The organism is Bradyrhizobium sp. Ash2021 (assembly GCF_031202265.1).
Lineage (GTDB): Bacteria > Pseudomonadota > Alphaproteobacteria > Rhizobiales > Xanthobacteraceae > Bradyrhizobium.
On the sequence record NZ_CP100604.1, the window covers coordinates 6,401,379 to 6,416,484 of the forward strand.

At 63.6% G+C, this 15,106-nt stretch carries 13 protein-coding genes; 4 read left to right on the forward strand and 9 right to left on the reverse strand.

Annotated elements, in window-relative coordinates; genetic code table 11:
* Positions 1-31 precede the first annotated feature (31 nt).
* Together NL528_RS31050 and NL528_RS31055 are read left to right on the forward strand one after the other, a co-directional pair.
* The gene (locus NL528_RS31050; protein WP_309178181.1) at positions 32-205 is read left to right on the forward strand and encodes a hypothetical protein; all 174 of its coding nucleotides are present in this window, start codon (positions 32-34) and stop codon (positions 203-205) included.
* A 77-nt stretch (positions 206-282) separates the two neighbouring features.
* Complete coding sequence (locus tag NL528_RS31055) at positions 283-585, forward strand: hypothetical protein (protein ID WP_309178183.1); 303 nt, start codon at positions 283-285, stop codon at positions 583-585.
* A 39-nt stretch (positions 586-624) separates the two neighbouring features.
* Here the strand turns inward: NL528_RS31055 and NL528_RS31060 are convergent, their stop codons facing one another.
* The 3 genes from NL528_RS31060 to NL528_RS31070 all read right to left on the reverse strand — a co-directional run bounded on the left by NL528_RS31060 (position 625) and on the right by NL528_RS31070 (position 3,496).
* The gene (locus NL528_RS31060; RefSeq protein ID WP_309178184.1) at positions 625-1,497 is read right to left on the reverse strand and encodes an MlaD family protein; all 873 of its coding nucleotides are present in this window, start codon (positions 1,495-1,497) and stop codon (positions 625-627) included.
* Between the two features lie 92 nt (positions 1,498-1,589).
* On the reverse strand, positions 1,590-2,360 hold the full coding sequence (locus NL528_RS31065; RefSeq protein WP_309178185.1) for an ABC transporter ATP-binding protein: 771 nt from the start codon (positions 2,358-2,360) through the stop codon (positions 1,590-1,592).
* A gap of 2 nt (positions 2,361-2,362) precedes the next feature.
* Positions 2,363-3,496, reverse strand: a complete 1,134-nt coding sequence (locus NL528_RS31070; protein ID WP_309185086.1) for an MlaE family lipid ABC transporter permease subunit — start codon at positions 3,494-3,496, stop codon at positions 2,363-2,365.
* Positions 3,497-3,638: 142 nt separating this feature from the next.
* On the opposite strand from NL528_RS31070, the gene dgcA reads away from it, so the two are divergent.
* The gene (gene dgcA / locus NL528_RS31075) at positions 3,639-4,634 is read left to right on the forward strand and encodes an N-acetyl-D-Glu racemase DgcA (protein ID WP_309178186.1); all 996 of its coding nucleotides are present in this window, start codon (positions 3,639-3,641) and stop codon (positions 4,632-4,634) included.
* Here the strand turns inward: dgcA and NL528_RS31080 are convergent.
* Positions 4,604-5,803, reverse strand: a complete 1,200-nt coding sequence (locus NL528_RS31080; RefSeq protein ID WP_309178187.1) for an MFS transporter — start codon at positions 5,801-5,803, stop codon at positions 4,604-4,606. The genes dgcA and NL528_RS31080 overlap by 31 nt on opposite strands.
* Positions 5,804-5,878: 75 nt before the next feature.
* Here NL528_RS31080 and NL528_RS31085 point away from each other — a divergent pair, with 75 nt between their 5' ends.
* Positions 5,879-7,189: a hypothetical protein gene (locus NL528_RS31085; RefSeq protein ID WP_309178188.1), complete on the forward strand. Its 1,311-nt coding sequence runs from the start codon at positions 5,879-5,881 to the stop codon at positions 7,187-7,189.
* A gap of 241 nt (positions 7,190-7,430) precedes the next feature.
* Here NL528_RS31085 and NL528_RS31090 read toward each other — a convergent pair whose 3' ends face one another.
* From NL528_RS31090 to NL528_RS31110, 5 genes are all read right to left on the reverse strand, one after another.
* Complete coding sequence (locus NL528_RS31090; protein WP_309178189.1) at positions 7,431-8,420, reverse strand: threonine/serine dehydratase; 990 nt, start codon at positions 8,418-8,420, stop codon at positions 7,431-7,433.
* Between the two features lie 53 nt (positions 8,421-8,473).
* Positions 8,474-9,532, reverse strand: a complete 1,059-nt coding sequence (locus NL528_RS31095) for a glycosyltransferase family 1 protein (protein ID WP_309178190.1) — start codon at positions 9,530-9,532, stop codon at positions 8,474-8,476.
* Positions 9,529-10,341 carry a UDP-2,3-diacylglucosamine diphosphatase gene (locus NL528_RS31100; protein WP_309178191.1) on the reverse strand — a complete coding sequence of 271 codons (813 nt, stop codon included), beginning with the start codon at positions 10,339-10,341 and terminating at the stop codon, positions 9,529-9,531. Before NL528_RS31100 ends, NL528_RS31095 begins: the two co-directional genes overlap by 4 nt.
* A gap of 795 nt (positions 10,342-11,136) precedes the next feature.
* A complete protein-coding gene (locus NL528_RS31105; protein ID WP_309178192.1) occupies positions 11,137-12,636 on the reverse strand; it encodes an arylsulfatase in 1,500 nt (499 codons plus the stop codon).
* Positions 12,637-12,711: 75 nt separating this feature from the next.
* The gene (locus NL528_RS31110) at positions 12,712-15,072 is read right to left on the reverse strand and encodes an arylsulfatase (protein ID WP_309178193.1); all 2,361 of its coding nucleotides are present in this window, start codon (positions 15,070-15,072) and stop codon (positions 12,712-12,714) included.
* Positions 15,073-15,106 lie beyond the last annotated feature (34 nt).

Sequence of the window (15,106 nt, forward strand, 5' to 3'; positions counted from 1 at the left end):
CTCCGTTTTTGTTTCGGCGAGGGAAAGCTAAATGGCTGACCTGGAAAATGAGGCGGCGCAACTAACCGATCTGCTTAACGCGAAGGCCATCAGGATTGTAAGGCGTCATCGACCTGATGAGATATTGATCGAGTTTGATGATGGGACGCGCTTATTCGTCAACAGAACCTCTGATGGATTAGAGTTTTCTGTCACGGGGCCGTAGAGTGGCCCGTCGAGCAGATTGGCAAAACCATGAGCTGGCCCGTTTCTCGACGTAGATCACATGCCTGAGAGCCGACCATGGGCAACAGGGCACAGAAGCAAACGCCGCGCAACGATCCGACCCGGCTGGTCAAGCGCCGCATGGCGCGGTTTGAGGTTCGCGGGCTCGATGCCGACCGCGAGCTTATCAGGTCTCTAGCAAAGCAACTTGCTGAAGGCGGTCCCGATGCGGCGCGGATTCGAGCGTCTGTCCGTCAGGCGCTCATGAGCGAACCACCAAAGAAGGGTGGTACTGTTGCCGCGCTACGCAACTCGCCGCTGATCGGTGCAGATCTCAATCTGTCCTGTTCGCGTGCCACCGGCCGCAAGATTGGCTTCTGATCCACTATCTCTTCGACACTAAGCCGAAGAGAACAATCCCTACTGCCGCTTCCTCTCGCCGGCCGCCGGCTTCGGTGGCGCTTCCGCAGGTGCTGCGTTGTTGCTGTTGCCGGCGCCGAACAATAGCCGGGTCGGATTGCGGTCGAGGTTGTTGACGGCGCGGCTGATGTCGCCCAGCGTCCGCCGGCCATCGGTCATCAACGCGCCGGAGCGCTTGTCGAAATCGTCGGCCAGTTCGCGGATCGACTTCACCATCGATGACAGCTCGCCGCCGGCGTTGCCGCCCGCGATGGTGTTGAGCCCGAGCATCAGATTGTCGGCCTTGCCCATCACGCCGTCGACCTTGAGCATGACGTTGTCGATCTTCTCGGAATTGCGCGCCAGCGCAGCGGTGAACGTCTCGAGATTCCGCAGCGAGTTTTTGACCGATTCCTGGTTGTCGGCGACGATGCGGTTGACGTTCTGCAGCGTGCCGCGAATGGCCTCGGTGACGTCCTGCAGCGCGTTGGGATCGGCGGTGAGGATCGGCACGCCGTCCTCGTCGAGGGGGACCGCAGGCGCCGCCTCCTCGCCGCCCTTGAGCGATATTGCGGCCACACCCGTGAGTCCCTGGAATTCGAGGCCGACCAGGGTGTCCTTGCGGATCGGGGCGTTGTTCTCCACCATCGCGAGTGCGACCACACGACGCGGGTTGTCGAGCTTAACCGAGATCACCTCCCCTATTCGAATACCATTGAAATTGACGCTGCCGCCGTTGCGCAGGCCGGACGCCGGGCCCTCGAAGATGATCCGGATCGGGCTGCGCGCCTTGGTGGTGTGCAGGCTCTGGAACCAGAGCACGAAGCCGAACGCCGCGGCGATCACCGCCAGCGTGAAGGCTCCGATCAGGACGTAGTTCGCCCGCGTTTCCATCAATTACTCCGGTACTGGAGGCCCGGTTCTGCTGGGATCAGAACCACGCCTTTGAATTCAGCTTTTAGACGCGCATTTCGCTCGAAAACGCTCTAGCCCATCACCGCGCGGGCGCGCTTGCCGTGGAAATATTGCCGCAGCCAGGGATGCTGCGAGGCCTGCATGTCGGCAATCGAACCTGCTGCAATGATCTTACCGTTCCCTAAAACGGCGATGCGGTCGCAGGCCGTATAAAGGCTATCGAGGTCGTGGGTTACCATGAAAACGGTCAGCCCCAAAGTACGCTGCAGGGTGCGGACCAGTTCGTCGAAGTCGCCAGCGCCGATCGGATCGAGGCCCGAGGTTGGCTCATCCAGGAAAACCAGCTCCGGATCGAGCGCGAGCGCGCGCGCCAGCGCTACGCGCTTGATCATGCCGCCGGAAAGCTCGGATGGAAAACGGTCGGCGACCTCCGGCTTCAGGCCCACCATGCCGAGCTTGGCCACCATGATCTCGTCGAGCAGCCGCTGCGAGACGTTGAGATATTCGCGCACCGGAAACTGGATGTTCTGCCGCACCGTGAGCGAGGAGAACAGCGCGCCCTGCTGGAACAGGATGCCCCAGCGCCGCTCGACACCGCGCCGCGTCTTGGCGTCCGCGGCATCGAGATCTATCCCGAACACTTCGATGCGGCCAGCGACCTTGGGCACGAGGCCGATGATGGTGCGCGTCAGCACCGATTTGCCCGCACCCGACGGGCCGACGAAGCCGAGAATCTCGCCGCGCTTGACGTCGAGATTGAGCCCGTCGAGCACCCGCGTCGGGCCGAACTGCACGGTGATGTCGCGGACCCGGATGATCGCATCGGCAATTTCGGGCGCCATGGTCACATTCCGATCGAGGCGAAGAAGATCGCAAACACGCCGTCCATGACGATGACGAAGAAGATTCCCTTCACCACCGAGGAGGTCGTGTGCTGCCCGAGCGACTCGGCGCTGCCCTGCACCGCAAGGCCCTCGACACAGGCGACGATGCCGATCACCGCCGCCATCACCGGCGCCTTGATGATGCCGACGATGAAATGATCGATCGAAATCGCGTCACGGAGCCGCAGCAGGAAGGCTTCCGGATCGACGCCGCCGTAGAGCCACGCGACGAGGCCGCCGCCATAAAGTGCGGCCATCGCGCCGAGGAAGGCCAGGATCGGCAGCGCCAGCACCAGCGCCAGCATGCGCGGCAGGATCAGGACTTCGATCGGATCAAAACCCATGGTGCGCAGTGCGTCGATCTCCTCGCGCATCTTCATCGAGCCGAGTTCGGCGGTGTAGGCCGAGCCCGAGCGGCCCGCGACCATGATTGCGACCAAGAGCACGCCGATCTCGCGCAGCACCAGCACGCCGAGCATGTCGACGACAAAGATGTCGGCGCCGAATTTGCGGAAATGGAAGATGCCCTGCTGCGAGATGATGCAGCCGATCAGGAACGTGATCAGCACCACGATCGGCACCGCGCGCCAGCACACCTGCTCCATGTGATGCACGGTCGAGGTCAGGCGGAAGCCGCGGGGGTGGATGATCACGCGGCCGGTCGCGGCGAGCACCGCGCCGAGCATGTCGATCAATCCGACCAGGGTCCCGCCGATACCGGCGACGCTGCGGCCGATCTGCTCCAGCATGCCGGATATCGTCACCGCGCTGGTTTCGACGACGGGGCCGGCTTTCACCCGGCGCACCTCGTCGACCAGGCTCGAATAATTGGCCGAAAGCCCGGCGATCTTTGCCTCGACGCCGCTCTGGCTCAGGCTGCGGCGCAGCCGCTCGATCAGCCAGGCGCCAAACGTATCGAGTTTCGAGACCTGCGAGACGTCGATGAAGATATTGGGCCGGCTGCCGACGAGCTTTTCAGCGTCGGCCACCATCTGCTCCAGCAGCGGAGCAAAGCGAGCCGTCCACGAACCTGCCGCACACAGCGCCAGTCCGTTGCCCTGGGCTATCCGCTCCAGTGTCGGGTCGCCGTTCAAAATGCTCACCCCTCGGCCGGGCCGCAGTCAATCGAAAAGGAATGATTCGGCACGCCGCATTGCCTTGTAGAATCCGTCATTAACCAGCCATAGTTGGTTGCACCTAGCAAGCTTGTGGTTCAGAAAATTGCCAGATTTTAAAATGACTTCCAGCAAATCCCGCCAGCTTGCCGCCCGGATCGAACGCTGGCCGATCGCGGGCGCCTTCACCATCAGCCGGGGCGCCAAGACCGAGGCCGTGACGGTGGTGGCCGAAGTCAGCCACGGCGGCCTGACCGGGCGCGGCGAATGCGTACCCTATCCCCGCTACGGCGAGACCCCGGAGGCGACCCTGGCCGCCCTCCAGGCGATGCGGGAACCGCTTTTGGCAGGCCTCGACCGCAAAGGGCTGCAGTCCGCGATGCAAGCGGGCGCCGCCCGCAACGCGCTGGATTGCGCGCTGTTCGACCTCGAGGCCAAAGGTAGGGGGGAGCGGGCCTGGCGCCTGCTCCGCCGCGCGGCGCCGCGGCCCTGCACCACGGCCTATACCATTTCGCTGGGAACGCCGGAGGCGATGGCCGCCGCAACCGCCAAAGCGGCGCGCCGGCCGCTGCTCAAGATCAAGCTCGGGGGCGATGGCGACGGGGTGCGGATCGCCGCGGTACGCAAGGCCGCGCCCGAATCCGAACTGATCGTGGACGCCAACGAGGCGTGGACACCGGACAATCTCGAGCGGAACCTGGCCGCCTGCGCCGCGGTCGGCGTGACCTTGGTTGAGCAGCCCTTGCCGGCGGGAAAGGATGAGGCGCTGGCGCGCATCAGGCGGCCGCTCGCCGTCTGCGCCGACGAGAGCGTGCATGACCGCGCTTCGCTTGAGGGCCTTCGCGAGCGTTATGACGCCGTCAACATCAAGCTCGACAAGACCGGCGGGCTGACGGAGGCACTGGCGATGGCGGACGCCGCGCGTGCACTCGGCTTTGAAATCATGGTCGGCTGCATGGTCGCGACCTCGCTTGCGATGGCGCCGGCGATGCTGCTGACGCCGCAGGCGCGCTTTGTCGATCTCGATGGGCCCTTGCTGCTGGCGCACGACCGCGACGGCGGTCTGCGCTATGACGGCAGCCTCGTTCATCCGCCGGAAGCTTCACTGTGGGGATGATCGGCGAGACCTGTTCGCGCCAGCCACATCACCAGCGCACCTGAAGCCGCCATCGCGGCCATCATGTAGTAGACACCCTGCCCGAACTGCGCATAGACCAGACCCGACAGGATCGACGTCAAGCCGGCGACGATGCCGCTGCAGGCCGCGAGGTAACCCTGGCCCCGCGCCATCACATGGCCGGGCACGTGACGCACCATCAGCCCCATGATGCCGACTTGCGTCAGCCCAAAGGTCAGCCCGTGCAGGAGTTGAACGACCGCGAGTACCGCGATCGGCGGATCCTGCGCGGTGATCACCCAGCGCGCGACCGCACAGAGTGCCGATATCACCACCAGCAGCGAAGGCGGCAGCGTAAACCGCGGCGACAGCGCAAACAGCGCGATTTCGGCGAGCACGCCCAATGCCCACAGGCCCGCGATCGTCAACCCGCCAAATCCCGCCTGCTGCCAGGCGATGGACGCGAAGATGTAATAGGCCGAATGGCTGCTCTGGATCAGCGCCGAGGTGACGATGATGGCGAGAAACCCGCGATCGCGCAGCAAGGCGCGCGCGCCTTGCACCGCAGGTTGGGCCGCCCTGGGCTGGCCGAGCGGCTGAAGTCCGAGGCCGACGAGCGCGCTGAGCGCCGCCACCGACGCAATGACCCAGATCAGGTTTTTGGCGGCGATGACATCGACCAATAGCCCGCAGACCAGCGCACCGGCGACGAACGCGGCCGAGCCCCACAGCCGCAGCGGTCCGTAATTGAGGCCGTAAAGCCTGACGCCGCGCAGCGCATAAGCATCCGTCAGCGGCACCATCGGCGTCCACAGGCAGCAGGTGACGGCGTAGACGAGCAACACCAGCAGCGGCAGTTGCCGGGTTCCCATGACCAGAAACCCGAGCGCGGTTGCAAATCCCGTGACGATGATCGCGCCGCGCAGCATCTGGCGCCGCTCGGCAAAGCCGGTCACGAGGGGAAGCACGGTAAATCGCGTGACCGGCGGCACCGCGGTGATGATCCCGATCCAGAAGGCGTCGATCCCGACCGCCTTCAACCACACCGTGAAAAACGGCAGATGGGTCCCCATCATGCCGAACAGCGCGGCGTAAAACAGCGCCAGCCGCGTCGCGAATCGCTTCGATGCCGCCTGAGAAGCGATGGGGATTTGTGATTCGCTCGGCATCAATTCAATTGCGATTCGCTTGATATCGTGATGATCGTTAGCGTAACGCGTAGTGATTTGCGCGCAGAGTTTAGCATGGCCGAAGAAGCATTCGCCTTATCGCCGATTTCAGCCCGCGCGGTGCAGCCGGGCGAGGAGGACTATGCCGCGATCAGCGAAGCCTTCATGGAGACTTCGCGGGGCCGCTGGTTTCTCGGCGAATACGCCAAGCGCAACCGCAATGCCGACACCCGCATGGTGCTGGACGCGGTGGCGCGGATCGAACAAAGCCTGGCCGCGCAGAAGGAAGACAGCCTTCAGAGCGAAGCAAGCCTTGCCGCGCAGCAGCAACTGGCGGCTGCGATCGCGGCAAATGCCGGGCTGGAAGAAGCCAGACTTGCTGCAGCCAAATTGGCCGAAGTCAAATCAGCTGAAGCCAAATTAGCTGAAGCCAAACTGGCTGAGGCCTTGGCGGTGATCCAAAGCGCGGTCGGTTCGGCACAGACGTCCGCGACCGAGGCGCTCGATGCGCTGGCGCTGGAGCAAAAACTCGCGCCGGTCCGCAAGGGCGCGCGGGTGATTCGGGAGATCGCCTGGCGATTGCGGGAAATCGGCAATGACGGGCGAATCTGCGACCTGATCGATTCGCAGGTCGCCGTCATCGAGGCGGGCGCCGGAGAAATCTCCGCCGAGGAGGCCCGAGCGGCGCTGCACGCGGCGTTCGCTGCCATTGCAGGCCGGCTCGCGGAATTCAGCGACGACGCGGCACCTACACTGGTCGCCGAGGCGGCCGTTGCCGACGCGCTGGTTGCCGAAGCTGCGGTTTCCGAGACAGTGGCGGTTGCCTCGCCCTCCCCGGCCCCGCGGCAAGCTGTCGCCGAGACGATCGAAGCGGATCCGGTTGAGGTGGCTCCGGTCGAGATAGCTGCGGAAGCCCCGACAAGCTCTTTGGCCCCCGCGGCCGAGCTGGCGTCAGCAGAGGCGGAAGCCGCGCTGGCACAGGCGGAAGCCGCCGAGGTGGCTGAAGTCACCGACGCTGCCGCCGACGCGCATGACGAGGCGGTGCTCGACCTCATCGCGCAGGAGATGGGCGCGCCCGACGAATTCGAGATCGACGATACCGCGACCATGATCGCCGAAGAGGCGCACATCACCGAACTGGCGCCGGCCGAGTTCGAGATCGCAGCCGAGGCGCCCGAGCCGATCGTCGCCGAACCGGCGGAGCCGATGGCCGAAATGCCGGCGCAGGCGGCCGTCAAAGCTGCGCCCGAACCGGCGATTGAAATGTCGCTGGGCTCGAGCATCATCGCCAGCGGCATGTTGCGAAAGCCCGGTGGTGCGGCCAACGACCCGCTGGCCCCGATCCGGCGCATGAGCCAGGCCGAGAAGATCGCGTTCTTCTCGTAGACGGCCGTCCGTCATTGCGAGGAGCGCAGCGACGAAGCAATCCATTCTTTCTTTGTGTGGCAGCATGGATTGCTTCGCGGAGCCTGTCATCGGGCGGCGCTTCGCGCCGACCCGTTGGCTCGCAATGACGATCGGCTGTCATAGTGACTCGCGTCACGTACATCAGAGCGCGTCGCCCTAGCGTGCCCACGATCAATCTATCCAGACCGCATCGAAATTTCCCAGCCGTAACGATCCGGCCTCAGGCCACCAGCTTGGCGAACAGATCCGCGTCGACATTGCCGCCGGAGAGGACGATGACGACGTTCTTGCCCTTGACGTCGATCCGGCCCGCGAGCAGTGCGGCGAGACCGACGGCGCCGCCAGGCTCGACCACGAGCTTCAGCTCGCGGTAGGCGAACGCAACCGCGGCGCCGACTTCCGCGTCGGAGGCCGTCACGCCCTTTGCCAATAGCTTGCTGTTGATCGAAAACGTCATCTCGCCGGGCATCTGGGCCATCAGCGCATCGCAGATGGTGCGGCCGGCGGCGTGATGGGCTTCGCGGTGCCCGGCACGGAGCGAGAGGCCGTGATCGTCATACCCCTCCGGTTCGGCGACGATCACCTGGGCTTGCGGGAATTTGGCCTTGACCGCAGTCGCCACGCCGGCGATCAGCCCGCCGCCGGACGCCGGCGCAATCACGATGTCGGGCGAAAGCCCGAGCGCCATCATGTCCTCGGCGATTTCGCGGCCCGCGGTGCCCTGGCCCGCGATCACGAAGGGATCGTCATAGGGACGCACCAGCGTCGCGCCGCGCTTGGCGGCGATGCCGTTGGCGATGGCTTCGCGGTCTTCCTTGTCCCGGTCGTAGAGCACGACCTCGGCGCCATAGGCCTTGGTGCGCTCACGCTTGGTGAGCGGCGAATCCTTGGGCATGACGATGGTCGCCTGCATGTTCAGGATCTGGGCCGCCGCCGCCACGCCCTGGGCGTGGTTGCCGGACGAGAACGCGACCACGCCGCCACTGCGCGAACCTAACGGGATTGACGACAGCTTGTTGAAGGCGCCGCGGAACTTGAACGACCCGGTCCGCTGCAGCATCTCCGGTTTCAGGAACACTTTGGTTCCGACGCGCTCGTTGAGAACGGGGAATGACAACAGCGGCGTCCGTACCGCGAATGGGGCAACCACCCGCGCCGCCGCATCGATATCCGCAGCTTCGACCGCTGCATGTGGGGCTGGTTCTGTCATGTCAGCTTTGTATCGCGCCGGCCGAGGCGCGGGCAAGACGCATTCCTGTGAAATCAGGCGGCGAAATGCGGGCCTTCGGCGACGAATTCGACCGCTTCGCCTTCCGGATCGAGCGCCCGAACGTTCAGGGCGTGCTCGACAAAGACGCGCGCCGAGGCTTCCCAGGTATGGGCTGCGGCAAATTCGGTGCAGCTCTGCGGCGAAATTTGCAGCGCTTCCAGACAGGCCGCCCCCAGATCGTCGTCGAGGACACCGACCGGCGCAGCACCGATCACGTCGCGGGGCCCGGTGACCGGAAAAGCGGCAACCGGCAGGCCGCTGGCCAGCGCTTCGAGCAGCACAAGCCCAAAGGTGTCGGTCTTGCTCGGGAACACGAACACATCGGCGGCGGCATAGATCTCCGCCAGTTCGTCGCCATGACGGGCGCCCAGAAACACGGCTTTCGGATATTTCCGCTCCAGCGCGGCGCGCGCCGGTCCGTCGCCGACCACGAGCTTGGTGCCGGGCAGATCCAGATCGAGGAAGGCCTCGAGATTCTTCTCCACCGCGACGCGGCCGACGCTCAGAAACACCGGCTGCGGCAGGCAAAGATCGACGGCACGCGGATGAAACAGGGCGGTGTCGACGCCACGCGACCACAGCACCACGTTACGAAAGCCGCGCATGCGCAGTTCGATGGCGAGCGCCGTCGTTGCCGCCATCACCGCCTGGCTCGGCCGGTGGAACCAGCGCAGCGCCCGCCAGACCCATGCTTCCGGAATCGGCGAACGCGCAGAGACGTATTCCGGGAACCGGGTGTGGAAGCTCGTGGTGAACGGCAAGCCATGCTTGCGACAATAGCGCCGCACCAGCAACCCGACCGGACCTTCGGTCGCGATATGAATGCTGTCGGGCTTTGCCGCTTCGATCAGTTCGGCGATCTTGGCCGGATACGGCAACGCGAGGCGCAGATCGGGATAGCTCGGCATCGCAAAGGTGCGAAACGATTGCGGCGTCAGGAAAGAGACATCGACGCCAAAGCCCTTCGCCGCCTGCGCCATCATGGCCAGCGTCCGGACCACCCCGTTGACCTGGGGATGCCAAGCATCGGTCGCGACCAGGATATGCGTCATGGGGCGCGCGCCGCGACGCGGGGAACCGGGGCGATCCGGCGCAGCGGATCGGTCCAGGTGATGATTTCGAACTGGCCGTCCTCGTGCTCGGCGAGCGCGGTGCAGCTTTCCACCCAGTCGCCGCAGTTCATGTAGCGGATGCCGTGCTCGTCACGGATGGTGGCATAATGGATATGGCCGCAGATCACACCGTCGGCGCCGTGACGCCGCGCCTCGGCCGCCAGCGTTTTCTCGAACGCGCCGATATAGTTCACGGCGTTCTTGACCTTCAACTTGGCCCATTGCGACAGCGACCAATAGGGCACGCCGAACATGCGGCGGAAGAAGTTGACGAGGCGGTTCATCTGAATCGCGAAATCGTAGGCCTTGTCGCCGAGATGGGCGAGCCAGCGCGCGTTCTGCACCACGAGATCGAAGATATCGCCGTGGATGATGAGGTAGCGCTTGCCGTCGGCGCCCTCATGGATGGTGTTTTCCACCACATCGATGCCGCCGAAATGCGTGCCGTAATAGTTCCGCAGGAACTCGTCGTGGTTGCCCGGCACGTAGATGACCTTGGCGCCCTTGCGTGCCTTGCGCAGCATCTTCTGCACGAAGTCGTTGTGCGATTGCGGCCAATACCAGTTGGATTTCAGCGCCCAGCCGTCGACGATATCGCCGACCAGGTAGATCGTGTCGGCGTCGTGAGAGCGGAGGAAGTCGAGCAATTGGTCGGCTTGCGAACCGCGGGCTCCGAGATGGACGTCGGAGATAAACAAAGTGCGAAAGCGCCGCTCGGGGCTCTCTTCACTCGAGGAGTCACTTCCCATGCCAGTGCACCTACCAGATCCCTGTGACAAGGCGATGACGATTCACGCGACCGATGACCGGGAATCAATGACGAGAATCAGTGGCACGCCCCACCATGGCGTAACAGCGCGATGCGACATTCAGGCGACATGCGGGCCCGTATATTTCCGGCTCGTTGTTGCGGAAGCAGGGAACTGATGTGGCTTCGCATTCCCGCGGCACGATCTGCCCGAGCTTTGCACGAACGTTCTCCCTCGAAGAGGGCGCAGGGAATGCCGGGTGCGCGCTGCACCCGCGGTCTCGTGTGCAATGTGCACGAGAAATGCGCACACGAGCATACAGGTTCAGCGGAAACACTCCGGCATCCCCCGCGCAATGGCTTTACGGCTTATGGCGCGCTCTCCCCGGCGACGAATTCGTCTTGTCACCGTCGTCGGCGAATTGACGGTTTTGCCAGGCCCGGTTGGGCTGACGAAACCTTCGCCGACTTGACACCAGCAACGGGTGCCAGGACCACACGCTTTTGCCGTACGCGTCTGCGCCGTTCGTCCTGCGCGCCGGTTGATCGCTCACGAGAAACTCGCCCTGCGACCACCGTTTCGCGCCGACGCTGCCGCGTCCACCGCATCCCGTCCCACGTTCGTGACGATGGCCAACGCCCCTCGTGAGGAACGGGATGGCGGGAGTTATACTTTTGATTTGCCCGACGGGATGAACAGAAATATTTCGCGTCGAGATAAAAAAATGACTCGACAACGGGGCGACGCACTCGACCGAGTGATTTGCCCGTCGGGCAAAAAGCCATGCAATACGCGTCAGCGTGGCGGCGTGTACGGATCGGGCGTTCCCATGGCGATCAACGGGTACTTCTTCACGCTGGCCTCGAATTCGCCCACCATCTTCAACACCGGGCCGAACACCCAGCTATCGGTGATGACCTTGTCCTGATCCTCGCGCGGGTTAGTGTAGAGATTGAACAGCAGCGGTATCGCGAGCTTGACCGGCGGAGAAACCATCGTCTCCTGCTGGTAGAAGTGCACCTTGAAATTTTTCCATTTCACGGCCTGGAGACGATCCGCGCACCAGATCAGGATTCCTTCACGTGCCGATTTTTCGTTTCTGCCGAGGAAGAAATCCGATTGATCGACGCCGTCCATCGGCCGATCCTTCGGTACGGCTGCGCCGGCGATACTAGTCAGCGTCGGAAACAAATCGACGGCGTGAACGATCTCATCGCTCACCCGCCCGGCCGGCACCTTGCCCGGCCAGCGGATCATGAAGGGTACGCGGATGCCGCCTTCCCAAGCGGTGAAATATTGCCCGCGCCAAGGCCCCGCCCAGCCATCCCACGGCTTGATGAATTCCGGCCCGTTGTCGCTTGCAAAGATCACGATGGTGTTGTCGCGGATGCCGAGCCGGTCAACGGCATCGAGCATCTCGCCGACATTGTGATCCATCTCGGCCAGCATGTCGGCCCAGTCGCCATTGCCGGTCTTGCCGGCGAATGATGGATTCGGCAGCGTCGGCAGATGTGGCTGCGTGAGGGTCGCATAGGCGAAAAAGGGCTTTCGCGCCTGTGACTGGCGTTCCATGAACGCGATCGAACGTCGCGTGATCTCGGCGTCGATCAGCCGCCGCTGCTCGATGTCGTACAGCTTTACTTCGCGGCTCTTCTCGCCCTTGCGTCCCTCCATGATCTGCTCCGGCGGCATGATGTCAGGCGAATAGCCCGACGACCCCGGCCACATCGCCTCGTCGGTGGTGCGGGGGATGCCGTACCACTCGTCGAATCCCTGGTCGTTGGGCAGGCGACCATCGTGACTGCCGAGGTGCCATTTTCCATACAACGCCGTCGCATAGCCCGCGGCCGACAGCGACTCAGCCATCGTCACTTCCCATTGCGTGAGACCGTCCGCGACGCCGCCGAACGGCACCGAATGGGTGCCCGAGCGGATCGCATAACGTCCGGTGAGGATGGCGGACCGGCTCGGCGTGCACTGCGCCTCCATGTTCATGTTGGTGAGGCGCAGACCTTCGCTCGCAAGCTTATCGATGCGCGGCGTCGGTGCGCCGCGTGTCGCGCCGCCGCCATAGATGCCCAATTCGCCGTAGCCGAGGTTGTCGACGAGAATGAACAGGATGTTGGGCTTCGCCTGCATCGATGGCGTCTGGGCCTGCGCGACATTCATTGGCGCGCTGGTGCCAAATGCGGATGCTGCAGCAAGCGTGGTGCCGCCGAGCAGGATGCTGCGACGACTGAGAGCGCCGACATTCATTTGGGAGCCGAGGTCGGCGCTATCGTCGTTCGAACACATGCCGTGCTCCCATTTCGAATTGCCGACGAAGGCTGACTTGACCGACGGCCCGGCCTTAGTGAAGAAATGGCACTACTATTGTCGCTGCGAAGTCGCATCGAACTGAACCTTCTCGATCGTGCCTGTAAACGGGAATGCGCCCTTCGACTTGTAGTCGGGGCTGACCGGCGAGATGGAATCTCGTCCGATCTCGAACGGCTCGATTCCTTGGCGGATCATCGCCGAGCCGACGGTGCCCTCGCCCGCCAGTGTTCCGTTCACAAATAGCTTTATCGTCGCCCCGTTGTTGAGCGTGCCACCGGGCTTTAGCCCCTTGGAGGTATACTCCAGCTTGACGACCACCTTGCCTTTGGGGAGCGGACCCCGGGCCTGCACGGTATTATGTTCGAAGTCGGCGAGGCTGTAATGGTAGGTGAGCTTTCCGTCCTGGACATACAGGCTCCCCCCGCCGTTGAGGCCGCCATCGGCCACGATCACTCCCTCGGCACCGTTCTCCGGGATGGCGAGTTCGGCAGTGATCGTGTGCGAGTTCGGGTAGATTACAGGGCCGATCTGCTCGGGCAAGCGGACATTGTTTCCGTAGTACGTCCAACTTGTCCGCAATTCCCCGGCGGTCCGATTCCGAGGGTCGATCCGCTCGGAGAATCGCGGGTCGAGCGGGAAGACGTCATACTTCTTCGCCTCGTCTACGAAGAGCGCCTGGAGTTGCTTGAGCTTCTCCGGGGTCTTGGCTGCAAGGTCGTCGGCCTCGCTGAAATCGCTCTCGATGTTGTAGAGCTCCCACGGCGCATTGAGGAAGTCGCCCTCCCGTCCGAGCGTGTTCCACGGCACGCCGAAGCGGCTGCATGCTATCCAGCCGTCGTCGTAAATCGCGCGGTTGACGAACATCTCGAAGTATTGCGTCGTCCTTCGGCTCTTCGCCTTCGCATCGTCGAAGGAGTACATCATGCTGACGCCCTCTATTGGCTTCTGCGCGGCGCCGTTAACGACGCTCGGCGCGGCGACGTGGGCCGCTTCCAGGATGGTCGGGACGATGTCGATGACGTGGTGGAACTGCGTACGGAGTTCGCCCTTGGCCCTGATGCCGTTGGGCCAATGGACCACCATCGGGTTGCGGGTGCCGCCGAAGTGGCTGGCGACCTGCTTGGTCCATTGGAGCGGCGTGGCCATCGCCCACGCCCAGCCCACGGGAACGTGCGGTTCGGATTCCGGATCACCGATCTGGTCGATCCGATTGGCGATGGCGGATAGTCCAGGATTGAACCCAACCAAGCTGGCGACCTCACTGAACGTTCCTTCCAGCCCGCCTTCGGCGCTCGGCCCATTGTCACCGACGATGTAGAAGATGAGCGTGTTGTCTAGTTCACCGGCCTTATCGATGCTGTCGATCAGCCGACCAATCTGATCGTCGGCATAAGCCAGATAGGCAGCGTAGTTCTCCATCAGGCGGGTGTAGACGCGCTTCGCATCCGCGGACTGGTCGTCCCACGCAGGAATCTCTTTTGGCCGCGGGGTGAGCTTCGTGTTCGCGGGGATAACCCCGAGTTCCTTCTGTCTTGCGAACGTTATCTCGCGCTGCTTGTCCCAGCCATAGTCGAACTTGCCCTTGAACTTGTCACGCCATTCCTTCGGGGCGTGGTGTGGCGCGTGGGCTGCTGGGGCCGAATAGTAAACGAACCATGGTTTGTCCTTGTCGGCGGCGCGGGTGTTGCGCGTCCAGGCGATGGCCTCATCGGTCATGTCGGCGGTGAAGTGATAGCCCTGCTCGGGGGACTTGGGTTGCTGGACCGCAGCCGTGTTGCGGTAGAGTATTGGGTACCACTGGCTGGTCTCGCCTTGGTTGAAGCCATAGAAGTAATCGAATCCTTGGCCCGTCGGCCAACGGTTGAACGGGCCGGCCGGGCTGATTTCCATCTCCGGTGTGTTGTGCGCCTTGCCAAACATCGCGGTTGCGTAGCCGTTGGCGCGCAGGATTTCAGGCACCATCGCGGTGCTCTGCGGAATGATCCCGGTGTAACCCGGGTACCCCGTGCCGAGCTCGATAATCACGCCCGTCCCCGCCGAATGGTGATTGCGGCCGGTCAACAAGGCGGCGCGCGTGGGCGAGCAGAGAGCCGTAGTATGGAAGGTGTTGTACATCAGCCCATTCTTCGCCAGTCGGTCGAGCGTTGGGGTAGGGACCGGTCCGCCGAACGTGTTTGTGTGTCCAAAGCCCACATCGTCGAGCAGGATGACGAGCACGTTCGGGGCGCCCTGCGGCGCCTTGAGTGGCGTCGGGTAGCTCGGGATCGAATCCTTGAGCGTCTCGCCGACCTTGCCCTTGAACTCAGGATCGGGTCTGGGAATCGACAGCGATGATTGCGCGTGCGCGAATGGCGATGCTGTCAGCAGGGCCAAGGCGGCAGCGCCCATCAACAGTCCTTTCGTCATGGTCATAATTGCTCTCCCGTGTTTCGGCATCTCCTCGGCC

Bases quoted from the DNA above. Each gene is read 5' to 3' on its own strand.
- NL528_RS31050 (WP_309178181.1), top strand. From the start codon at position 32: ATGGCTGACCTGGAAAATGAGGCGGCGCAACTAACCGATCTGCTTAAC.
- NL528_RS31055 (WP_309178183.1), top strand. From the start codon at position 283: ATGGGCAACAGGGCACAGAAGCAAACGCCGCGCAACGATCCGACCCGG.
- NL528_RS31060 (WP_309178184.1), bottom strand. From the start codon at position 1,497: ATGGAAACGCGGGCGAACTACGTCCTGATCGGAGCCTTCACGCTGGCG.
- NL528_RS31065 (WP_309178185.1), bottom strand. From the start codon at position 2,360: ATGGCGCCCGAAATTGCCGATGCGATCATCCGGGTCCGCGACATCACC.
- dgcA (WP_309178186.1), top strand. From the start codon at position 3,639: ATGACTTCCAGCAAATCCCGCCAGCTTGCCGCCCGGATCGAACGCTGG.
- NL528_RS31080 (WP_309178187.1), bottom strand. From the start codon at position 5,803: ATGCCGAGCGAATCACAAATCCCCATCGCTTCTCAGGCGGCATCGAAG.
- NL528_RS31085 (WP_309178188.1), top strand. From the start codon at position 5,879: ATGGCCGAAGAAGCATTCGCCTTATCGCCGATTTCAGCCCGCGCGGTG.
- NL528_RS31090 (WP_309178189.1), bottom strand. From the start codon at position 8,420: ATGACAGAACCAGCCCCACATGCAGCGGTCGAAGCTGCGGATATCGAT.
- NL528_RS31095 (WP_309178190.1), bottom strand. From the start codon at position 9,532: ATGACGCATATCCTGGTCGCGACCGATGCTTGGCATCCCCAGGTCAAC.
- NL528_RS31100 (WP_309178191.1), bottom strand. From the start codon at position 10,341: ATGGGAAGTGACTCCTCGAGTGAAGAGAGCCCCGAGCGGCGCTTTCGC.
- NL528_RS31105 (WP_309178192.1), bottom strand. From the start codon at position 12,636: ATGTGTTCGAACGACGATAGCGCCGACCTCGGCTCCCAAATGAATGTC.
- NL528_RS31110 (WP_309178193.1), bottom strand. From the start codon at position 15,072: ATGACCATGACGAAAGGACTGTTGATGGGCGCTGCCGCCTTGGCCCTG.